Annotated in this window: 19 protein-coding genes; 4 read left to right on the top strand and 15 right to left on the bottom strand. The window is 67.3% G+C overall.

Translation table 11 applies throughout. The features are described from left to right. Positions 1-144 precede the first annotated feature (144 nt). The 3 genes from AC3A6F_RS19905 to AC3A6F_RS19895 form a co-directional block, all read right to left on the bottom strand. The gene (locus AC3A6F_RS19905) at positions 145-1,158 is read right to left on the bottom strand and encodes a cupin-like domain-containing protein (protein ID WP_487683933.1); all 1,014 of its coding nucleotides are present in this window, start codon (positions 1,156-1,158) and stop codon (positions 145-147) included. Further along, positions 1,142-1,861, bottom strand: a complete 720-nt coding sequence (locus tag AC3A6F_RS19900; protein ID WP_487683930.1) for a SapC family protein — start codon at positions 1,859-1,861, stop codon at positions 1,142-1,144. The genes AC3A6F_RS19905 and AC3A6F_RS19900 overlap by 17 nt, the downstream gene beginning before the upstream one ends. 125 nt (positions 1,862-1,986) lie before the next feature. Then, complete coding sequence (locus tag AC3A6F_RS19895; protein ID WP_487683928.1) at positions 1,987-5,022, bottom strand: TonB-dependent receptor; 3,036 nt, start codon at positions 5,020-5,022, stop codon at positions 1,987-1,989. 596 nt (positions 5,023-5,618) lie between these two features. On the opposite strand from AC3A6F_RS19895, the gene AC3A6F_RS19890 reads away from it, so the two are divergent. From AC3A6F_RS19890 to AC3A6F_RS19880, 3 genes are all read left to right on the top strand, one after another. Next, positions 5,619-6,419 (top strand): polysaccharide deacetylase family protein, encoded by an 801-nt coding sequence (locus AC3A6F_RS19890; protein ID WP_487683925.1) that lies wholly within the window; start codon positions 5,619-5,621, stop codon positions 6,417-6,419. A gap of 20 nt (positions 6,420-6,439) precedes the next feature. Beyond that, entirely contained in the window at positions 6,440-7,258 is an 819-nt protein-coding gene (locus AC3A6F_RS19885) for a glycoside hydrolase family 16 protein (RefSeq protein ID WP_487683921.1), read from the top strand. Between the two features lie 211 nt (positions 7,259-7,469). Then, positions 7,470-8,561, top strand: a complete 1,092-nt coding sequence (locus AC3A6F_RS19880) for an NADH:flavin oxidoreductase/NADH oxidase (RefSeq protein ID WP_487683918.1) — start codon at positions 7,470-7,472, stop codon at positions 8,559-8,561. On the opposite strand, the gene AC3A6F_RS19875 is transcribed toward AC3A6F_RS19880, so the two are convergent. From AC3A6F_RS19875 to AC3A6F_RS19825, 11 genes are all read right to left on the bottom strand, one after another. Continuing rightward, positions 8,552-9,604: a LytR C-terminal domain-containing protein gene (locus tag AC3A6F_RS19875; protein ID WP_487683915.1), complete on the bottom strand. Its 1,053-nt coding sequence runs from the start codon at positions 9,602-9,604 to the stop codon at positions 8,552-8,554. The genes AC3A6F_RS19880 and AC3A6F_RS19875 overlap by 10 nt on opposite strands. Before the next feature lie 13 nt (positions 9,605-9,617). After that, positions 9,618-10,553, bottom strand: coding sequence for a type II secretion system F family protein (locus tag AC3A6F_RS19870; protein ID WP_487683913.1), 936 nt, complete (start codon positions 10,551-10,553; stop codon positions 9,618-9,620). Positions 10,554-10,560: 7 nt separating this feature from the next. Then, complete coding sequence (locus tag AC3A6F_RS19865; RefSeq protein WP_487683910.1) at positions 10,561-11,553, bottom strand: type II secretion system F family protein; 993 nt, start codon at positions 11,551-11,553, stop codon at positions 10,561-10,563. A 36-nt stretch (positions 11,554-11,589) separates the two neighbouring features. Next, positions 11,590-12,942: a TadA family conjugal transfer-associated ATPase gene (locus AC3A6F_RS19860; protein WP_487683907.1), complete on the bottom strand. Its 1,353-nt coding sequence runs from the start codon at positions 12,940-12,942 to the stop codon at positions 11,590-11,592. Between the two features lie 42 nt (positions 12,943-12,984). Next, positions 12,985-14,160 carry a CpaE/TadZ family protein gene (locus AC3A6F_RS19855; RefSeq protein WP_487683904.1) on the bottom strand — a complete coding sequence of 392 codons (1,176 nt, stop codon included), beginning with the start codon at positions 14,158-14,160 and terminating at the stop codon, positions 12,985-12,987. 40 nt (positions 14,161-14,200) lie between these two features. Further along, a complete protein-coding gene (locus AC3A6F_RS19850) occupies positions 14,201-14,470 on the bottom strand; it encodes a hypothetical protein (RefSeq protein WP_487683901.1) in 270 nt (89 codons plus the stop codon). A gap of 14 nt (positions 14,471-14,484) precedes the next feature. Beyond that, positions 14,485-16,128 (bottom strand): type II and III secretion system protein family protein, encoded by a 1,644-nt coding sequence (locus AC3A6F_RS19845; RefSeq protein WP_487683898.1) that lies wholly within the window; start codon positions 16,126-16,128, stop codon positions 14,485-14,487. Between the two features lie 18 nt (positions 16,129-16,146). Then, positions 16,147-16,995, bottom strand: a complete 849-nt coding sequence (cpaB, locus tag AC3A6F_RS19840) for a Flp pilus assembly protein CpaB (protein WP_487683896.1) — start codon at positions 16,993-16,995, stop codon at positions 16,147-16,149. Continuing rightward, entirely contained in the window at positions 16,992-18,428 is a 1,437-nt protein-coding gene (locus AC3A6F_RS19835) for an ATP-binding protein (protein ID WP_487683893.1), read from the bottom strand. The genes cpaB and AC3A6F_RS19835 overlap by 4 nt, the downstream gene beginning before the upstream one ends. Before the next feature lie 116 nt (positions 18,429-18,544). Next, on the bottom strand, positions 18,545-19,093 hold the full coding sequence (locus AC3A6F_RS19830) for an A24 family peptidase (RefSeq protein ID WP_487683890.1): 549 nt from the start codon (positions 19,091-19,093) through the stop codon (positions 18,545-18,547). A 115-nt stretch (positions 19,094-19,208) separates the two neighbouring features. Continuing rightward, complete coding sequence (locus tag AC3A6F_RS19825; RefSeq protein ID WP_109345586.1) at positions 19,209-19,397, bottom strand: Flp family type IVb pilin; 189 nt, start codon at positions 19,395-19,397, stop codon at positions 19,209-19,211. Between the two features lie 394 nt (positions 19,398-19,791). Between AC3A6F_RS19825 and AC3A6F_RS19820 the strand changes: the two genes are divergently transcribed. After that, positions 19,792-20,826, top strand: a complete 1,035-nt coding sequence (locus AC3A6F_RS19820) for a GGDEF domain-containing protein (RefSeq protein WP_487683887.1) — start codon at positions 19,792-19,794, stop codon at positions 20,824-20,826. A 16-nt stretch (positions 20,827-20,842) separates the two neighbouring features. Here the strand turns inward: AC3A6F_RS19820 and AC3A6F_RS19815 are convergent, their stop codons facing one another. After that, entirely contained in the window at positions 20,843-22,072 is a 1,230-nt protein-coding gene (locus tag AC3A6F_RS19815; protein WP_487683884.1) for an HD-GYP domain-containing protein, read from the bottom strand. Positions 22,073-22,170 lie beyond the last annotated feature (98 nt).

Below are 22,170 nucleotides of genomic sequence, written 5' to 3'. Positions count from 1 at the left end.
TCGTTACTGCCACTGGCAGTAACGACTCCCCGCGCAGGCGGGGACCCAAGTTCTGCATACTTCATCGCGATGCATGCAAGCTTGGGTCCCCGCCTTCGCGGGGACGACGTTTTTGGGGGAGCGGGAACTACATTGTGACCGAGGCTATCGGTTCAGCCGCTTGAGCAGCTGCGCGCGCACCATGCGCGAGGCATCGTCGTCGAACGGCGCCAAGAGGCCGCGTGCGCCTTCCGGGATGTGGGCCGCGGTATCGGCATCGGCCTCGAACACATAGTGGCGGAACAGCTCTGCCCAGGCCGCGCGCTGCGCTGGCGGCAGGTCGCGCACCGTCATCAGGGCGTGCATCAGGGCGTTATTGGGCGTGTCCATCCAGTCCGGCGACTGGCGCCACCAGTAGTTCACCAGCACATTGAAGCCATCGAGCGCCTCGACGTGGTGCCACCACATGCTGGGCACGAAGATCGCGTCGCCCGGCTCCATCTCGGCCACCTGGGCGTGTTCCAGCGCCTGGGCGAAGCGCGGAAAGCGTTCGAGATCGGGATTCCTGAAGTCCACCAGGCTGATGGGCTGGCCGGCCGGGGTCAGGTCGATCGGGCCGACGTAGAGATTGTGCTGCTGGCCCGGCGGGAACAGGGTGAAGCGGCGGTGGCCGGCGCCGATGCAGGCCAGGTTGTCCGGCAAATCGTAATGGGCCGAGATGCGCGTGCGGTTGCCGATCCAGATGCTGGCCAGCGGGTCGCGCGCGCCCAGGTCGACGTCGTTCTCGCCCCTGAAACCCGGCAGCGCGCCGTCGATCGTGGTGGAGCCGACGTAGATGGCCGGCGGCCTTGGCGTGGCCAGGTGCTTTTCCAGTTCATCGAGCACGGCGTCGAGCCGCACCCGCATGGGCTGGAAATTGAAGCCGTCCAGCGCCTCGTTGTAGAAGAAACGGCCGTCGATCTCGGGCGCGCCGAGCATGGCGTTGACGGTGGCGTCGACGTACCAGCGGCGCAGATAGGCGATGGCGGCCTGCGGCGAGGTGCGCGCGGCCTGTACCACCGGCCAGTCGGCCACCAGGCCGCGCAAGAGCAGCGGCTCGGTGGATGTGAGGATCTCAGGGCCAAGGTCGGCGGGGCGCAGCCCGGCGATCTCGCGAACTGCTCTAACGGGCGGCGCCATCGCGCGCGTTCCTGCGGTTCTTGCGGTCGATCAGGTCGCGGAAGTGCGAGAGCGAGGCCAGCGCGAAGTACATTGGCGCCAGGTAGCCGGCAGCATGCAGTTCGGCGATGACTGCGCCGTCGAGCGCTCCCAGGCGTTCTTCATGGATGGTGAAGAAGCCGCCCACGCGGGCTTTTTCACCGTTGTCGAATTCGATGTCGAGCACGAAGGCATCGAGCAGCTCGTAACGCTTGAGGGCCTCGAGGAAGCCCGCGTTGGCCTGCACGCCGTTGTGGATGTTCGACAGCGTCTGGCTCATCTTCTCGAGCAAGTCGGTATTGCCGCCATGTGGCTTGAACACCGGTTCGCCCTCGGTCGTGCTGATGCGCGGGTGATCCAGGTCGACCTGGATCATCAGTTCGTCGCCGTTGCGGCCGATGTAGAACGGCAGGCGCTCGTGCAGCCACGGCACCAGCGGCGCATCCCAGCGGCCGTCCTCGAGGAACAGGTTCTCGTCTTGCTGGAAGCCGAGCAGCGCGATCGCCTCGTAGTTGGCGCCGTCGTCCAGCTGGCGGAAAATGATCGGATAGTGCGCCTGCAGAGAGCGGAATTCGTCGGCGAAGGTCGGCACCCAGGCGACCTCGCTGCCCAGGCCAGCGCGGTGGCCGTGGATGATGCGCAGGTCCTTGTGCTCGATATTGTTCAGCAGGGCGATGTTGGGCATGGATGTCTCGTTATCTTGTAGTGGGTGTCAGTGAAACGACAACGGCGGGCCGGCTGTTGCCGACCCGCCGTCAATACCGTCATCCGGGAAGTCTACTCCCGAACGACGGCACAGGCAAAGCCCGATCAGAACTTGTAGCGTGCGGCCACCATGTAGCGCGGGCCCGACTGCGTCACGAACAGCACCTGGTTCTTGGTGCGGCCGTGGGTGCGCTGGATCTCGTCGGTCAGGTTGATGCCTTCGAAGGACAGCGACAGGTTGTCGTTCACGTTGTAGCCGATGCTCAGGTCCAGCTGGCCGTATTTTTCGACATAGTTCGGGTTAGGGCCCTGGCCGTCGAAGGTCGACGACAGGAACTCGTCGCGCCAGTTGTAGGCCGCGCGCACATTCCACTTGTCGTTCTCGAAGATACCCACCAGGTTGGCCGAGTCGCCCAGGCCGACCAGCGCGAACTGCTCGCCGAAGCTGTTGTTGTCGTACTTCAGGCCCGAATTGACGTAGGTGTAGTTGGCCTGGATGCCGAAGCCACTGTTGCCAAACATGTGCTGGACGTTGAATTCCAGACCGCGGATGCGCGCCTTCTTCTGGTTCGAGTACGAGGTGATGCGGAAGTCCGCGATCGGATCGGAGCCGATCGCGGTGATGGTGCCGGTGGCATCGCCGGTCGCGTTGTCCGGTCCGCGCACCACGCCTTCCTGGCCGTTGAAGTTGCGGAAGATGTAGTTGCGGATGCAGGTGGTATCTGCGACCACGCAGCCGTTGGCCAGCGCCGCGTTCCAGTAAGCGCCGCCCACCGGGGTGCGCACGCCGAACGGCTGGGCGATGATCTGCGACTGGCCGGCGTAGTTATCCAGGTGCTTGCGGAAGTGGTTGATCGAGACGAAGCTCTGGCGGCCGTAGTACCACTCGAGCGCCAGGTCGATGTTCTTCGACTTGACCGGCTCCAGCGCCGGGTTGCCCTGCGAACCGGTGCCGCCTTCGACGCGCGCCAGCGTGTCGAGCACCTGGCCGCCGGCGATCTGGTCGTAGCGCGGACGGCCGATGGTCTCGCCATAGCTGAAGCGGCCCTTGAAGTCGGGACGGAACGCGATGTCGGCGTCGAAGCTCGGCAGCACGTGGTTGTAGCTGCCGTCCAGCGTAGTGAAGCCCGAATCGCCGAACAGCACCGGCAGTTCGTTCTGCGAGACCCAGCTGATCGCGGTCGGCACCTGCACCAGCGCGCTCGACCTGACGTCGGTCTTTTCATAACGCACGCCGAGCGCGGTATTGATCGGCCAGCGGGTATCCCACTCGGTGTTGAACTGCAGGTACAGGCTCTTCGACTTTTCTTCCGTCCGGCGATCGGTGTCGTAGGTGGTCTTCGGCAGGTACAGCTGCGGCAGGCCCGAGGCTTGGGCCACGATGTCGCGGATCTGGCCGAAGTTGAAGGTGTGGAAGCGGTTGAACAGGTTCGGGTTGCCGCTGCCGTCGACCTGGTCGAAGTACTTCGAGAGGCTATCCGGGGTAAACAGGCTGGCCGGGTAGTTGAAGTCCGGGGTGGCGCCGCCCCAGGTGTCGCGCTGCTGGACCGAGAAGGCCGAGCGGTATTTCACCTTGGTGGCGCCGACGCCGAACTTGAATTCGGACGCTTCCAGCACCTTCCAGCTGCCGTGGGTCTGCACCTGGTCGACTTCGGTCTTCATGTAGCCGTTCTCGAACACCGAACCGGTGACCTGCTGCGGCGAACGCAGGAAGTCGGCGCCTTCGATGGAGAGGACCGGGAAGTCCTGGGTGAAGTCGGCGGTGGTGTTGCCGCGGCTGAAGCTCGCAGTGCCGATCACATTGCTCGAACCCCATGGGCTGTCCGGCGTCGATTCGGCCGACGAGCTGTGGGCGTCGAGTTCGAGGCGCAGGGCCGAGTTCACGCGCCATGCGGCGTTGAAGCCGAGCGACTTGTTCTCGCTCTTGGTGGCGAAGTCGGAGGCGCCCATGGCGATGTCGTTGACGCCGAGCGGGATGATCTCGGTGTAGGTCAGCGGCGCGGCGAACGGACCGTCGGTCCAGCTGCTCGACGACGGGCCGAAGTTGAACCACGCCGACATGTCGTTGCGGCGGGTGTGGATCCTGTTTTCCGAATAGGTGTAGTCGAGGGTGGTGGTCAGGTCCTTGTTCGGGGCGAACTGGAACACCACCTGGCCGTTGGTGCGCTCGCGCTGCACGCCGGAGAGGTTGTAGTTCAGGTTCTGCGGCACCTGGTACAGGTCGTTCGGACCCGGACGGTTGACGATGCCGGGGGTCGCGCCGGATGCATCCGGTTGCGGGATCGTGCCCCACTGGGTGTCGTCGCCGCGGAACGGGCCTTTCCAGCCATTCGGCACCGAGGCGCGGTTGTAGCCCAGGTTGCGCTCCTGGTAGCTGGCCGAGATGCCGATGCCGAAGCGGCCGTCGGCCGAGGTATTGGAGTAGATGCCCGAGACTTCAGGGGTGACCTTGTCGCCGCTCTGCAGGCCGTCCGGCAGGTTGGTGGCCGAGGTGTCGTGCACGCCCTTGATGCCGATGCTGGCCTGCATGCCGGGACGCGACAGCGGACGCGCGGTGATCACGTTGATGGTCGCGCCGACGCCGCCGGTCGGGGTCTCGGCGCGGCTCGATTTGTAGACCTGCAGTTGCGAGATCGCTTCCGAGGCGATGTTGGCGAAGTCGAAGGCGCGGCCGTTGCGGTCGCCCAGGTTCGAGACCGGCATCTGGCGGCCGTTGAGCAACACCAGGTTGAAGTCGGGGCCCACGCCGCGCACGGTGATCTTCGAGCCTTCGCCGATTTCGCGGTCGATCGACACGCCCGAGATACGCTGCAGCGATTCGGCCAGGTTCGTGTCGGGGAATTTGCCGATGTCTTCGGCGACGATGCCGTCGACGAAGCCCTGCGCGTTGCGCTTGAGGTTCATCGACGATTCAAGGCTGGCGCGCAGGCCCGTCACGACCACGGTCTGGGTGCCCGACTGCGCAGGGCCGGTAATCGAGCCGGTGGGGTTGCTGGCGGCGTCGGTTGCCTGGTTCGGGGCGCTGGTCGCGGTCTCGGCCGGCGTGGTCGCCTGTTCTTGCGCGAATGCCGGGATGAATGCCGAACATGCGCTGGCAACTGCCAGGCTGATCAGAGTCTGTTTAGCCTTCGGGTAGTACATGTCTTCTCCTGTTTTTTTATAAATATGACCGTCGCCTAGCTACGGTGTCTCCGCCAAATCGGACGCACTGCGGCATGCGTCGTGTTTCCGCTACTCGCTGCTACATCCTTGCCTGGTCATCTCCCGACCAGGAAAACCTGCGGCGCGCGCCAAGCGGCGCAACGGGGCCGCCGGCTGGTGCCGGTGGCCTCGTTGCGTGGATTGCCCGGTGCGCGTCGCGCTGTTTCATGTGTCCTCGGCTCCTGGGCCTTGTCGGCCATTTGGGGGAACGAAGCTGACTTGTTCGCGTCATGGAAACGTTTCCATGAATTTGACTGAATATTAGGGTTAGGAAAAAAAATTGTCAACCGAATATCCATGGGGTGCTCTCCGCGTTTGACGTAGTTTTGCAACACTTTGGTGCAGCACAAGAATAAGCGCCGGTTATGGAAAAACCGTGCACCCTGTCGTTTCCCTCGTTGACACCTGTTTTTCGGCGATGCTATAGTCGGTTGACGTTGTGGTAACGTTTCCAAAATGGAGCATGGATGCACCACTTAATTGCCTGCGCTATTGCTCGACCTTTTGCCCGCCTCATCACCCGGACCGCCTTGCTCATGGCCGGTGTTACCTTCGTCGGAGCGAGTCCGGCGCATGCGCAGGGTCCCGCCTTTGCCTGGCCCGGCGGCGCGCGGGCGGCGGTCAGCCTGGCCTATGACGACGCCCTGGATTCCCAGCTCGACAACGCCATCCCGGCGCTCAACCGCCATCGCATCAAGGGCACGTTCTTCCTGCAGCTGTCCAGCGAGCCGGTGGCCAGGCGCATGGAAGACTGGCGCGCCGCGGCCAGGGGCGGCCATGAGCTGGGCAACCACAGCCTGTTCCACCAGTGTTCCGGCGCGGGACCGGACCGTGCCTGGGTCGCTCCGCACCGCAACCTGGACACCACCACGCGCGAACAGATGCAAGACCAGGTCCTGCTCGCCAACACGATGCTCACTGCGATCGACGGCCGCCGCGAGCGCACCTATACCGCGCCCTGCTTCGACGTGAAGGCCCTCGGCGGCGACTACCTGCCGGCGCTGCACGCGAGCTTCGTGGCGATCAAGGCAGGCGCCGGCCCCGGCGTGCCGGCCTCGATGGCGGCGGTCGATCCCTACCGGGTGGCTTCGGTCGCGCCGGTCGGCGCGAGCGGCGCCGAACTGATTGCGCTGGTGAAGCAGGCAGGGGAACGCGGCACCATGATCGCGTTCACCTTCCACGGCATCGGCGGCGACCACCTGAGCGTATCGACGCAGGCGCACGAGGAGCTGGTCCGCTTCCTCGCCGCGCATCGCCAGGAATACTGGACCGACACCTTCCTCAACATCATGAAGCATGTCAGGCAGCAGCGCGCGGCGACGCCCGCGGCGCGATGACGGCCGAATCAAGGAGACGCATGAAGACTTTGACCCGACTCGCCGCGCTGCTCGCGCTGGCCGCCAGCGCTGGCTGCGCCACGCAATCCGCCACCACCGCAGCCGCCAACAGCGGCCTGCCCGGCTGGACCCTCGAATGGAGCGATGAGTTCGACGGCGCGGCGCTGGACCGCAGCAAATGGCTCCCCGAGACCGGTGGCCATGGCTGGGGCAACAACGAGATGCAGTTCTATACCGACCGGCCCGAGAATGTGCGCGTGGAAGACGGCCACCTGGTGATCGAGGCGCGCAAGGAAGGCCATGAAGGCAAGGACTACACCTCGGCGCGGCTCAAGACGGCCGGGCTGAAGGAAACGCAGTACGGCCGCTACGAGGCGCGCATCAAGGTGCCGAAGGGCCAGGGCATCTGGCCCGCGTTCTGGATGCTGGGGGCGAATATCGGCCAGGTCGGCTGGCCGAAGAGCGGCGAGATCGACATCATGGAAATCATCGGCAAGGAGCCGGCCAATGCCTACGGCACCCTGCACGGTCCGGGCTACTCGGGCGAGCACGCCAACAGCCGCGCCAGCGCACTCACGGGCGCGGAATACGGCGACGACTTCCACGTGTTCGCCGTCGAATGGGAGCCGAAAGAAATCCGCTGGTACCGCGACGGCATCCACTACCACACCGCCACGCCCGAAACGGTCAAGGGAGAATGGGTATTCGAGCATCCCTTCTTCGTGCTGCTGAACCTGGCCGTGGGCGGCTACTGGCCGGGCTATCCGGATGCGACCACCCCGTTCCCGCGCAAGATGCTGGTCGACTACGTGCGCGTGTATCGCAAGGCCGCGCCCTGACGGCCTGGCCGGGCGGCCGACTTTTCGACCGCCGCCTGCAAACAATCCGCATCGGTGCGAGAATACGGCCAGGCACGCAACCCTGACACAGGGTGCATGCCAGGACCGATTCGATAATCCCCGATCTTCTTCCCACAGCGACCATAGACCCGGGCGGCCATTTGCCGTGCGGCGCGTCATTGCGTGTCGAAGCATCACCTGGAAAGCACCAATGACCGCATTATTCACGCCCTTCACCCTCAAATCCGTCACCCTGCGCAACCGCATCGCGGTGCCGCCGATGTGCCAATACAGCGCAGTCGACGGCGTCACCAATGACTGGCACCTCTCCCACTACGCCTCGATCGCGCGCGGCGGCGCCGGCCTCGTGATCGTCGAAGCCACGGCCGTCACGCCGGAAGGCCGCATCACTCCGGGCTGCACCGGCCTGTGGAACGACGAGCAGGTGGCCGGCATGGCCGCCATCGCCGCCGGGATCAAGGCCGCCGGCGCGGTGGCCGGCATCCAGATCGGCCACGCCGGCCGCAAGGCGAGCGCAAACCGTCCGTGGGACGGCAACGCACACATCCCGAACGACGCGCCGGACGGCTGGCAAACCATCGCCCCGTCCGCCCTCGCCTTCGGCGGCGACCTGTCGAAAGTGCCGCAAGAGATGACCCTGGACGACATCGCGCGCGTGCGCCAGGGCTTCGTCGACGCCGCGCGGCGCGCCCTGGCCGCCGGCTTCGAATGGCTGGAGCTGCACTTCGCCCACGGCTATCTGGCGCAATCCTTCCTGTCGCCGCATTCGAACCGCCGCGACGACCAGTACGGCGGCGACCTCGATGGCCGCGGACGCTTCCTGCTCGAGACCCTGGCCGCGGTGCGTGAAGTATGGCCGCAGCACCTGCCTCTGACCGCGCGCATGGGCGTGATCGAGTACGACGGCCGCGACGAAGAGACGCTGGCGGAGTCGATCGAGCTGACCCGCCGCATGCGCGAGGCCGGCCTGGACATGTTGAACGTGAGCGTCAACTTCACCGTCCCCGACGTCAAGATCCCTTGGGGTCCGGGCTTCCTGGCGCCGGTCGCCAGGCGCGTGAGGAACGAGGCCGGCCTGCCGGTGGCATCGTCCTGGTATATCGGCGACCCGCAGGTGGCCAACCAGGCGGTGGCCGGGGAGCAGATCGACCTGGTGATGATCGGCCGCGAGCACCTGGCCGATCCGCACTACGCTTTCCGCGCGGCCAAGGAGCTGGGCGTCGAGAACCCGTTCGCCATTCTGCCGCCGCAATACGGCTGGTGGCTGGAACGCTACCGGTAAGCCAGCCGCTGCCCGTCCTGAGCCGGCACGGGCGGCGCCAGCCTCAGGGCCGTGCCGTGGCGCGCCAGATCGCGGCCCAGCACCAGCCGCAGGTTGACGGGCGCACCGTGGTCGACTTCGCGCAGCTGGGTGCTGCCCAGGCGCTGCGCCAGCCTGCGCGCAGCGTCGGCATGGGATGCCTCGTATTCGATGCGGGTGTGCGACACCGCGAAGCCCGGCTCGTTCGACAGGCGCGTCACCCGGATCCCCGGTTCGTCGATGCGGTTCGACAGCGCGCGCGCCATGCCGGTCACGCCATTGCCGTTGCGGATTTCCAGGCGCGCGACCGCAGCCGAAGCCGGAGCCTCGCGTGCCACGCGCGCTCCTTCCACCCGCCGCAACTCCATCATGCCGTCCACGCCGACGTGGATATAGGACTGGGACCAGTCAGGGTGGGCCTGCGGCTTTGGTGCGGCCAGGGCCTGACCGAGCGGCGCCACCTCGGTCTTGCCGCCAGCGGCGGCAAAGTCCGCGCGCAGGTCGTGCTGGCGTAGCGCCGCCGCCTGCCGGTGCATCTGCGCGGCGCGCTCGGACTGTCCCGATGCCGCCAGGGCGTCGCCCAGCAGCTGCCAGGCGCGCGGATTGAGCGGGTCGAGCAGGCAGGCACGTTCCAGCGCGCCTCGCGCTTCCTGATGTTCGCCATTGAGCAGGTAAGCCTGCCCCAGGTTGGCGAACAGGTAAGCCTTCCCCGGTCCCGCATCCAGGCCGATCGACGCGGTCAGCTCGCGCCAGATGGCAGTCGCCCGTTCCAGTTCGCGCCCCTCGGCGTGCAGGGTCGCCAGGCCGTTGCGCGCGCCGGGATGGCCGGGCTCCAGCCGCAGCACGGCCTCGTAGGTGGCGCGGGCGGCGTCCGGCTGTTGCGCCAGGTGCTGGGCGCGCCCGGTGCGATAGATGTCCTCGGCCTGCGCGCCGGTATCGAAGGCGGCGCGCCAACCGAACGGCGAGCAGGCCATCAGGCCGGCGCACAGCAGCGCCAGGCGGGTCATCTCGAGGGTGCGTCGCATGGGGTCACTCCTTTCAGCGCGCGAAGGGCATGGAACCCAGGGTGCGCGAGATCTGGATTGCGGCCGGTCCGAGCAGGACCATCAGCAACGTCGGGAAAATGCAGAAGATCAGCGGGAACAGCAGCTTGAGGCCGATCTTGGCGGCGGTTTCCTCGGCCATCACGCGCCGCTTGTGGCGCAGGTTCTCGGCATGCACGCGCAGCGAGTCGCCGACGCTGGTGCCGAAGCGCTCGGACTGGATCAGCATCGCCACCAGGGTGTCGACATCGTCTACGCCCGAGCGCAGCGCGAAGTTGCGCAGCGCCTTTTCCTTGGAAAAGCCCGCGCGCATCTCCATCAGCACCAGTTGCAGCTCCTGCGACAGCACCACGCTCTTGATGTGGATTTCGGCCGCCACCTTGACCAGCGCCCGCTCCAGGCTCAGGCCGGCCTCGACGCAGACGGTCAAGAGGTCGAGCGCGTCGGGGATGGTCTCGAAGATCTCCCGCCGGCGCCGCTGCACCAGGCGCTCGAGCACCACGTTCGGCGCGTAGTAGCCGAAGGCGGCGCCCAGCAGCAGGATGCCCAGCACCTTGCTGCCGCTCAGGGACGAGCCATACAGCACCAGGAATGGCGCGCACACGGCCGGCACCAGCAGCGCCAGCGCGGTCTTGGATGCGAAGTACAGCGTCGGCGCCGACTGGTGGCGCCAGCCGGCGTTCATGAAGCGGGTACGCAAGGTCGATTTTTCCCACCCTTCCTCGGGGATCGACAGCCTGGTGAGGGGACGGGCGACGCTGGCGACGCGCTCGATCCAGCGCACGCCTGCGTCTTGTCCGGCGCGCGGACCGAGGAAGCGGCGCAGGCGCTCGCGCAGGGCCAGCGGCGCGAACAGCACCAGCGCGACCCAGGCCAGCAGGCAGACGACGGCGAAGACGATCAGCAGGAAAACCAATTGGGAAGAAGTCATGGAAGCCTCACACGCGGATGCGGATGGTCTTGCGCAGCCACAGCACGCCGAACACGATCATGCCCAGGCCGTACCACAGGAGGCGCACCCCGGACGGATCGGTCCACAGCATGCGCACGTAGTCCGGGCTGCTGACCAGCATCACGCCCATCACGCCGAACGGCAACAGGCCCAGGATCCAGGCCGACATGCGGCCCTCGGCCGACAGCACGCGCACGTGCGCCACCAGCTTCAGGCGGGCGCGGATGATCTGGCTGATGTTGCCGAGGATTTCAGCCAGGTTGCCGCCCGATTCGCGCTGGATCAGCACCGCGATGATCAGGTAGCGCAGGTCGGTCAGCGGGATGCGTTCGGCCAGGCCGTGCAGGGCCTCGTTCATCGGCACGCCGTAGTTGATTTCCTCGCGCGTGATGCGGAATTCGCCGGCCAGCGGCTCGGGCAGTTCGTTGCCGACGATTTGCAGCACATTGGTGAACGAGTGGCCGGCGCGCAGCGCGCGCGCGATAAAGTCGGCCGCCTCGGGCAGCTGGTGCTCGATGCGCACCAGGCGCCGCATGCGCATGCGGCGCAGCAGCCACCATGGCAGGACCAGGCCGCCGACGCAGGCCAAGAGGCGCGCCGGCAGCGGCACGGTGAAGGCGCTGAAGGCATCGGAGGTGAGCACCAGGGCCGCTACCAGGCAAGCCAGCGAGCCGGCGAGGAACTGGCCGACCGACCAGGTGGCGCCGGCCTGCACCAGCAGCGCATCGATGCGCTGCGCCGGCTTGAAGCGATGCAGCAGGCGGTCCAGCGCCGGGAAGCGGCTGTAGCGGCGCTGCTTGAGGATCGAAATCCGTTCGCCGCTGCGGCCGCTCACGCCGCCGGACATGATCTGCAGGCGGCGCGCGATGCGGCGCGCCGCCGCGCCATGGGTGCTCATCCACCACAGATAGAAGCCCTCGACCGCCAGGATCACGGCCGCGAACACCAGCACCACGAAGCCATAGAACAAGCCGTCCATATGCGTCCTCAGTCGCTCAGTTCAGTCACTAAGTTTTCAGTCAAACCTGCGGTCGGGATCGAAGGAATCGTCCGACACCGGGACCCCGAACAGCTTGAGGCGGTCGGCGAAGCGCGGGCGCACGCCGGTGGCGCTGAAGTGACCCAGCACCTTGCCGTCGACGTCGACCCCGCTCTGCTCGAAGCGGAAGATCTCCTGCATCGAGATGATCTCGCCTTCCATGCCGGTGATTTCCTGCAGGCTGACCAGCTTGCGCGTGCCGTCGGTCAGGCGCGAGACCTGCACCACCACCGTCACCGCCGACACGATCTGCTGGCGGATCGCGCGCGGCGTCAGGTTCACCGCCGCCATGCTGACCATGTTCTCCAGACGCGACAGCGCGTCGCGCGGGGTGTTCGAGTGGATGGTAGCCAGCGACCCTTCGTGGCCGGTGTTCATCGCCTGCAGCATGTCGAGCGCTTCCGGGCCGCGCACCTCGCCCAGGATGATGCGGTCGGGCCGCATCCGCAGCGCGTTGCGCACCAGCGCGCGCTGCGGCACCTCGCCCTTGCCCTCGATGTTGGCGGGTCGCGTCTCCAGGCGCACCACGTGCGGCTGGCGCAGCTGCAGCTCGGCCGCGTCCTCGATCGTCACCACCCGTTCGTTGGCCGGAATGAAGCCCGAGATCAGGTTGAGCAAGGTGGTCTTGCCGCTGCCGGTGCCGCCCGAGATCAGGATGTTGACCTTGGCCGTGCCCAGCCCTTCCAGCACCCGGATCATGGGCGTGGTCACGCTTTTATAGTCGAGCAGGTTCTGCACCGTCAGCGGGCTGCCGCCGAAGCGGCGGATCGACAGGATCGGCCCGTCCACCGCCAGCGGCGGAATGATCGCGTTCACCCGCGAGCCGTCCGGCAGCCTGGCGTCGACCATCGGGCTCGACTCGTCCACCCGGCGGCCCACGCGCGAGACGATCTTTTCAATGATCTTCATCAGGTGGGCGTTGTCGTGGAAGGTGATCTCGGTCAGCTCCAGCCGGCCGCGGCGCTCGACATAGACTTTATTCGCGGTATTGACCAGGATGTCCGAGATCGAAGGGTCGGACAGCAGCGGCTCGAGCGGGCCGAAGCCCAGCATCTCGTGCTGGATGTCGAGCACCAGGTGGTGCCGCTCGTGCTGGTTCAGGACGATGCGCTCGTCCTCGATGATGCGCTGCACCAGCAGCGCCAGCTCGTGCTTGAACTGCTCGGCGGTCAGTCGCTTCAGGCGCTCCAGGTCGATCCGGTCGAGGATCATCTGGTGCATCAGCTTCTTGAGTTCCTGGTAGGCCTGGTTGGGCGCATCCTGCAGCTCGGCGCCACCGCCGGTGATGCGCTCCTGGCCGGACAAGGCAAGTCGTTCGCGAAGGGACATGGGCGTCTTTCGTGGCTGGCTCGGTAATGGATCGGTAATGGATCAGTAATCCGCGTCCTGGCGCCCGAACAGGCGATCCAGCAGGCCGCGGCTTTCCTGGACCCGGTGCGCGGTCACCAGCTCGACCATCTCGGCCAGGCTGCGCGCGGCAAAGCTCGAGCGCGACAGCTGCAGCACCGGCACGCCCTGGTTCACCGAATCGGTCACCGCGACGTAGTCGTTGGGGAAGGTGTGCACCACCTCGCAGCCGAGCGCCGCATGCAGGTCTTGCAGGCGCAGCTTGCCGCCCTTCTCGTAGCGGTTGACGATCAGGCGGATGTTGTCCAGCACGTAGCCCAGCGAACGGAAGATGTCGAGCAGGCGCCGCGCGTCGCGGATGTCGGGCAGCGCCAGCTGCAGCACCGGATAGATGGTGTCGGTGACGTCCAGCGCGCGCAGCGACACCGCGTCGATCTGGCGCCCGACGTCGAGCAGCACGTAGTCGTAGTTCTGGCGCGCCACGCGCAGGATGGTGTCGATGTGTTCCGGCCTGGCCTCTTTCGCGTGGCCAGGATCGTCGGCCGCGGCCAGCACGCCGAAACCCGGCGTGACGTGCACCAGGCACGATTCGAGGAAGGGCCCGTCCACGCGCGCGATCTGGGCGCATACGTCCGACATCGTCATGGCCGGCTTCTGGTCCGACACGTACAGGGCGGCGTCGCCGAACTGGCCGTGCAGGTCGATGAGCAAGACCTTCTTGCCCGCCAGCGTGGCCAGCGCGTAGCCGAAGTTGGCCGAGATGAAGGTGGCGCCGCTGCCGCCCTTGCAGGCGATGAAGGCCAGCACCTTGCCTTCGCGCAGGCTCGACACGCCGGCGGCGGTGGCGATCCGGTCCATCGCCTCGTGGAAGGCGCGGTGCACCAGCGGCAGTTGCAGCAGCTCGCGCACGCCGGCGCGCATCGCCGTGATCAACAGGTCGGGCTGGTGCTGGTTAGTCAGCAGCATCAGCTGCGAACCCGGGTACTGGCGGCCCAGGCGCTCGAGCAGGCCCGATTCGGACGGTTGCAGCCCGCTGGCGTCGACGATCACCAGTTGCGGGGCGTCGGGTTCGAGGCGGTCGAGCGCCTCGCGCAGGCTGGCGCGGGTGGCGGCCAGGTGCAGGGGCGGCACCCGCGCCGCGCCCTGCGAGGCCAGTTCCGCGTACAAGTGGCTGTCGCGGCTGATCAGGAGCGCTCTCATGGCAGCCCCGGACGGAGGACTTCTGCTCCGCGCGCGTCCATCACTGGTCCACCATCGCCGCCGGCTGGCCGGTTTCCGGCCGGGCGAACGAGCGCTGGTAGTTGTCGATGGCGGCGCGCGCGGCGCGGCCATCGAGGCCCAGGGAGGGATTGCCGCTGGCGGCGCCGCTCGGATCGATCACCTGGGCCGCCAGGTTGCTGCGGGTGGCCGCGCCGAAGCGCGCATCCCAGTCCGGCGTGGTCGAGACGCATCCCGGCGCGCCGCAGGCGAGCAGCGCCAGCGCCGCCCATCGTGTGAATGTGGTTCGCATCGCATTCCCCTATATCAGTTCGAAGCCGCCGGCGTCAGTTCGAAGCTGGCGGTATCCGCGCCCGCGGTCTGCCCTGCGGCCGGTGGCGTGGCCGGTGACGTGGCCCGAGCGCCGGCCGGCGCTGCGGCGGCGGGCGACTCTCCTTCCAGCCGCCCGCCCAGCATCAGGCCGGCGCGCGACGGCACGACATGGCCGTCGGTGGGCAGCACGTGGCTGCCGCCCGCCAGCGGCTTGACCAGGCGCGCCGTGATCACGAACACCAGCTCGGTGCGGTCCTGCTGGTAGTCGGTGCTGCGAAACAGCGCGCCCAGCACCGGAATCTCGCCCAGGCCCGGCAAGCCCTTCATATTGGCGATCAGGTTGTTGCGCACCAGGCCGCCGATCGCGAAGCTCTGGCCGTCGTGCAGCTGCACCGTGGTGCTGGCGCGGCGCGTGGTCACCAGCGGCATGATGGCGGTGCCGGCGATGCCATTGGCGGTGATGCCGATCCCCTCGCGCGACAGTTCGGACACCTCGGGCGCCACCTTCAGGTTGATGCGCCCACCCGACAGCACGGTCGGGGTGAAGCGCACGCCGACCCCGAATTCCTTCTCTTCCAGCGTCACGCGGTCGTCGTCCTGCGACACCGGGATGTAGAACTTGCCGCCAGCCAGGAAGGAACCCTCCTGGCCGCTGATGGCCAGCACGTTCGGCTCGGCCAGGATGCGCACCAGGCCATCGAGCTTGTCGGCCTCGATGGCGAAGCGGTTGCCGTTGGTCTTGAGCCCCGACAGGCTGCCGCGCGCCAGGCCGGTCAGGAAATCGGTGGCCAGCGTGGTGGTCCAGCTGCCGGAGCCGAAGCTGAAGCGGGTGCCGGTCTCGAGCCGTTCGAGCAGGGTGCGCGAGACCTCGGCCACCTTGACCTCGAGCTGCACCTGCTGCGGCGCGCTCACCGCCAGCAGGTTGACCACCCGGGCGCCGGCCCCGCCCGCCCCGCCGCCGCCGCCGCCGGTGGCGCCACTGCGGCCCACCACGATCACGCCGTCGGTCTCGTTATCCTTGTCGGCCGCCGGGAGCTGGCGCAGCGGGCGCCGCACGTAGGCGCCGGCCAGCTCCACAGCGCGCTGCACGGCGGTGGCGTCGCTGACGGTGCCGCTCAGGATCAGGCTGTCGTTGGCCGCCATCACGCGGATGTCCTGCTCTTCCGGCATCGCGGCCTTGAGTGTGGCTTCCAGCCCACTCGGGTCCATCGCGATGGTGATGTCGATCACGCTGCACAAGCCGCTGCGGCCCTGCACGATCATATTGGTGCTGCCGACGTCGACCCCGGCGATGTACAGGGTGTCGGGGGCGACCAGCATGGCCTGCACCACGGCCGGGTTGCCGACGCTGCGCCGGGCCACCTTCTCGGGCAGGCGCAGCATGGTCGACTTGCCCATCTGGAGCACCATCGCGGCCGGCCGCGCCGCCTCGCCGCGGCAGCCTTCGGTGATGCGCGTGGGCGGCTCGTCAGCCGTGCGGGCCGGCGCCGGCTTCTTCGGCGCCGGTTTCGGTTCCGCCGCCTTTTGCGCGGCGGCGGTGGCGGTGGCGGGCGCGGCGCTGGCCAGGGCCGGGCCGGCCACCGCTGCAAGGACGGCGACAAGAAAAGCGCGCAATATGATCGAGGGACGTCGTTTCATGATCGATCCAGTCGGTGGTCAGAAGCATTCCTGCGATGCGTGCAGGCCGTTGATGACGTTGATGCAGTCGCGCTTGGGCGGGGCCGGCGCGCGCACCTGCTGCACGCGCGGTCGCGGCGGTGCCCGCACCACCGGCGGCGGCGCGGCGGCGGCGATCGTGGGCAGCAGGTTTTCCTTGGTCGCGCCGAGGGTGGCGGCGGCGGCCGGATCGACCTGGTTGCGCAGCGCCAGCGACAGCGTGCCCACGCTGCGCGCCAGGTCCAGTTTTTCCGCCTCGGCCGGAGTCACCTCGAGCGTGACGGCATTGACCACCTTGGGCTTGGTCTCGTCGCGGTTGACTTCCTGCGCCACCGCCAGCACCAGGATCCGCTCCAGCACGATCTTCGAGATGCTCTGCTCGCGCGCCCGGCTCGCGTTCGGGTCGGGCATGGTCTCGGTGCTGACGATGATGTCGACGTAGTTGCCCGGCAGGGTGAAGCCGGCCACCCCGATCACGTCGTTGACGCGCACCGTGATCGCGCGCTTGCCCTCGGTGATCAGGGCCGACAGGCCGCCCAGGGTGCCGGCCGGGGCCAGCTTGGCTTCGCTGATCGGTTCGCCCGCGAGCAGGCTGCTGCGCAATACCCGCCCGCCGAGCGGCGCGGGATCGGTGAAGGCGCCCTTCGGCACGCTGTCGGTCGGCCAGTCGGCCAGCTTGAACATCTCCGGCGTCAGGCGCTGGCCGATGTCGACGTCGGTCCTGGCGACGACGATCCGACCGGAGGTCGCACCCGGGGCATTGAGCAGCCAGCTTGCCGCCAGCGCCACCGCCAACAGGCCCAGCACCACCGCCAGTGCCATCATGATCACGGCACGTTTGTTCTTCATCGCGCATCCCCTTCATTGTCTTCCCGCTTCACCGCCGCCCGATTCGATGCACAAGGCAGCGCGGGCGGCAGGGCGCTGGCTCCGAACAGGCTGCTCCAGGCCTGGACCAGGCCCTCCACGTCGCAACGCGGCGCGCGGCCGGCGAAGCCGGCGAAATCGGCGATCCGCCCCAGCAGCTCGTGCGGCCAGGCGGCCAGCAATGGGCGTCGCGTGCGGCGGTGCAGTTCGTCGATCAGATAGTCGAACGCCGCCTCGTCGACCTCGATGCGGCGCAGCCGCGCCTGGCGCCGCAGCAGCGCGCGGTAACTCGATTCGGACAGCGGCCCCACGGCGATGCGGTAGCCGATGCGGCGCAGGCAGGCGTCGTCCAGCACCGATTCGGGCGCCAGGCTGGTGGCCAGCACCAGGCCGACGTCGAAAGGCAGCGCGTGGCTCGGACCGTGCGGCACCGTCACGTGGTCCTGGCCGGCCTCCAGCGCGCCCAGCCAGCGATGCAGCAGCTCGCCGGCCGGCATCCGCTGGCGGCCCAGGTCGTCCAGCACCAGCAGGCCGTTATTGGCCAGGATGTGGGGCGGCGCGCGCAGCACGCCACTGGCGGCGTCCACCCGCAGTTCCAGCATGTCGCGCGTGAGCTCGGCGCCGACGTGCACCAGCGGCCGCTGCGACAATTGCCAGCGGGCGTCGCAGCTGCGGCGTTCTTCCAGGCCGCGCATCTGCAGCGGCGCCGGATGCAGGGCCGGGTCGTGCAGCTGGACGATCTCGTGGTTGACCAGCACCGCGTACGGCACCGCGATCGGATCCTGGCGCAGGCGCGCGAACTTGCGCGCCAGCGTGGTCTTGCCGCTGCCGGACGGGCCGTACAGCAGCAGCGGACGGCTGGAATACAGGGCCGCGCCGATCAGTTCGCGCGTGGCCGGTTCCAGGCCGTCGCCGTCGAGCACCGCTTCGAGTTCGGTGCGCGCCACGCGCGGCGCATCCGGCTGGCGCTGCGACTGCTGCGCCACCACCCTACGCCAGGCCGCCAGCGTCACCGGCGCCGGGCCGGCATAGCGCGACTCGGCCAGGTGCTCGCCGGCGGCGCGCGCACCGGTGGTGGTGAGCTGGTAATGCACGTCGAGATCGGTATCGCCCGAATAAGCGACTTCGGCCTGCTGGCCGGCGACCAGGCCCTGCAACACTTCGCGCACCACGCTGACCGACAGCCGCAGGCGCCCGGTGAGCCTGGACAGCGGCGTCTTGCCGTCCGCATGCAGGACCTTGAGCACCAGCCCCGTCACCAGGCGCGGATCGAGCCCGGTGTCGCGCACGGTGCGCGGCTGGCGCGGCAGCACGGCGGTCACGTCGCCATCGTTCGACGACGCGCTGGCCCCGGTCCCGAACGCAGGCGCATCGAGCCCGGCGGCGGCCGTGGTGGCCGACAACATTCCAATCATGAACCCTCCTGCCCATGAAAATGTTTCTTAAGACCTTGATTTGATTCTAGCGAGCAGCCCCGACAGGCACTTGATACCTGACAAAGAGCCAATAAAGGCGCAGCAAGGACCGGACTTCAGAGAAGCGGACGATCGGCATAACGGCTGACCAGCAAGGCGATGGCGCCGCCGGCGATCGCCACCCCGTAGGGAATCGATCCGGCGCTGGGCGGGCCGCCGGCGCTGCCGGGCATCGGCGCGCGCGGCAGCCGCAGCAACGTGGGCCGCACGATCCCCCACAGGTTCGACAACACCATGCGCAGGCGGCCCTTGAAGACGATCACGGCCAGCGCCATCACGCCGCCCGCGCACCAGGCCAGGATGGCGATGCGCAGCGCGTCGCCGGGGCCGGCGAAGGCGCCCACGGCCGCCATCATCTTGACGTCCCCGGCTGCCATGCCGCGGACCAGGTAAAAGGGAAGAAAGACCGCCAGTCCGGTCGCCGCCCCGCCCAGCCAGGCGAGCAGCCCATCCACCGGTTGCGGCGACAGCAAGTGCAGGACCAGGGCGCCGAACATGCCGGCGGCCAGCAGCCGGTTCGGGATGCGGCGGCTCTCCAGGTCCTTGAGCGCCGCCGCGGTGACCAGCAGCAGCAGCAGCATATCGAGGTAAAGTGCGACAGCCATGATCGGATTCCCCGAGATAAAAAAAGCCCCGCCGGGGCCAGGTCCTGCAGCCCCCGCGGAACCAGCCGAAAAAAAAGCCCCCCAGGGCCGAACCGCGTCCCGGGGGGCAGGCAGATTACGGAGCAGTTGGAGTGTCGAACTGGTCTCGGATGTACTCGAAGGCCTGCTTGATCTCATCGCCGACTTGACCGGCGACACCGGCCATCACCACGCCGATGAGGGCGGCGATCAGGCCATACTCGATGGCCGTCACACCGTTTTCGTCAGCGAAAAATGCTTTGATGGCGGAGGTAATCGTGCTCATGACAAACTCCTTATGATGGTTGAGGAAATACTGGCTGCGACTGGGCCCCGTCGCGACTGCTGTGTTGCGTTTGCCAGTGAGTTCACTGTACCGATTAGTGCCGCACGGCAAGTTGACCATTCACAACTTTTCATGCAGAAATTCGAGCTTCTGATAAGAAACAAAATCGCAAGGGCGATGTGTCACGCTGCGGGAAACCATGAATAAAAATTGTTAAGAATAGTTGCCGGTAATACAAAAAAGTATTATGCTGTTTTGCTTGACCGCTGAAAAATGCGGCACCGCCGATCATGGCGGGCTGGACGCCCATCCAGCGCAGCCCGCCCTGTGCGCCACGCCCTGCGCGGAACGGTCCCTTCCGGTACCTCTTATTGCTTGGTCTGATAACGACGACATGGATTCCCTGCTGCGACACATGGTGGACATGACCGGCCACCGCGATCACACCATGCTGGACATCTCCGTTATTTCGGCGGTCCAGGAGTTGTCGGGCGCGGCCCGCACCCGGGTGCTCACCATCTCCAGCGTCGGCGAACAGTACTTCGTGCGCTCGCGCGCCTGCATCCATGCCGGCGGCGTGGCCTGCCCCGAAGAGCCGCAGGACAGCGGCCCCGGCGAACCGATCGCGCTCTATCCCGAACTCGGCGCCTGCCTGCGCCGCCATGAACCGCGCGCCGAGAGCATCGGCGCCGACGGCTTGCGCCGCCTGTGGCTGCCGATCTGGTTCGGCGACAAGGCCGACACCTGCCTCGAGATCGTGCACGCCGAACCGTTCACGCCCGAGGCGCTGTACATGGTCAACGGGATCGTCAGCGTGTACCGCAACTTCCAGAACCTGCTCGACTACAGCGAGCGCGACTCGCTCACGGGCCTGCTCAACCGCAAGACCTTCGACGACCAGCTGGCGCGCATGCTGCACGCCTCCGAGACCGATGCCACGGTTCCCGGCCAGGCCGAGCGGCGCCATCACAACGGCGAAGAAAAGCAGTGGCTGGCGGTGGTCGACGTCGACCACTTCAAGGGCGTCAACGACCGCTTCGGCCACCTGTATGGCGACGAGGTGCTGATCCTGATCGCCAACCTGCTGCAGTCGTCGTTCCGCGCCCAGGACCGGGTGTTCCGCTTCGGCGGCGAGGAATTCGTGGTGCTGCTGCGCTCGACGGACCTGGAGAACGCGCGCCGCATCATCGAGCGCTTCCGCGCCGACGTCGAGAGCCACGACTTCCCGCAGGTGGGCCAGGTCACCGTCAGCATCGGCTTCACCAGCGTCAGCGCCGCCGATTCGCCGGTGGTCACGCTGGGCCACGCCGACCAGGCCCTGTACTACGCCAAGGCCCACGGCCGCAACCGCGTGTGCCACTACGAAGAACTGGTCGCGGGCGGGCTGCTGCAGACCGTGGCCACTAACGACACCGCCGAATTCTTCTGAATTCCTGCAACCAGGCCTAGGCCTCGGCCAGCTGCATGAAACGCAGCGGCTCGACCTGCCACTTGGCGGCCGACTCGTGGCGCACGATCCGGTCGCCGCCGCCGAAGCCCACCGCGCGCGACAGGTCGACCGTCTCGGGGCGGATATACACCTGCCGCTTCGCATGGAAGAACACGTTGACTTTCGGCGTGAGCAGGCTCGATTCGTGCGGCTCGACCACCACGCCCAGCCGGCCCGATTCCAGCAGCACCAGGGTGCCGACCGGGTAGATGCCGACGCAGCGCATGAATTCCTGGGTCAGCGCCGGATTGAAGTGGTGCTTGCTCCACTCGTAGATCTTGCGCAGCGCCTCGGCCGGTGGGATGCCCTTGTGGTAGCAGCGGTCGGACGTGATCGCGTCGTACACGTCGACGATGGCCGCCATCTGCGCCAGCTCGCTGATGCCGTCCCCGACCTGGCGGTCCGGATAGCCGCTGCCGTCGCGCCGCTCGTGGTGATGCAGCGTGATGTCGAGCGGCACCAGGCCGATGCCCGCCGTGCGCACCAGGATGTCGTGGCCGTCGCGCGGATGGCGCTTGACGATGTCGAATTCGTCGTCGGTCAGGCGGCCCTGCTTGTTGAGGATGGCGTCCGGCACCATGGCCTTGCCGGTGTCGTGCAGCAGGCCGCCCAGGCCGGCCTGGTAGATGGTGTCCTCGTCCATTCCGCGCGAGCGGCAGAAGGCGACCAGCAACGCGCACACGCTGACCGAGTGCAGGAAGGTGTAGTCGTCCTTGTTCTTGAGCTGCAGGAGGCTGGGCAAGGCGCCCGAGTTGCGCAGGATCGATTCGGTAATGCTCTGCACCACCGGGCTCACCTGGCCCAGCTCGACGGCCTTGCCCAGGCGCGCGTCCTGCATCACAGCGCGCACCAGGCCCTCGGCCTGGCGCCGCACATGGACGGCGCGCTGCAATTCCTCGGCCAGCGGCACCCGTGTACGTCCGGAGGCGGTGGGCACCTCCGCCAGCGCCGTCACCTCGGCCTCGGTGGCGGCCGCGCTTTCGTCGACCGTCGGCGCGCCGACGTCCAGGCCGCGGCGGCAATCGATCACCACGTTGCGGATGCGCGCCTCGACGATCTTGCTGATCTCGGCCTCGTTGGTGATCAGGAACTGGTTGCGTACGAACGGATGCTCCATCCAGCCGCAATCCAGGTCCTGGATGAACATGCCCACCCTGAGCTGTGAAGAATCCACTTTTTTCAGCATCTGTCGTGTCTCTTCCCGTGCATGAATTCCCGGCGCCAGGCGCCCCTTATGCGTCGAGTATAACAAGCAGCTTGCGCAATGGAACCTTATGTTGCCCC

This window comes from Massilia sp. Soil_C_3 (assembly GCF_057657035.1).
This window is presented reverse-complemented; position numbering and strand designations above follow the sequence as displayed.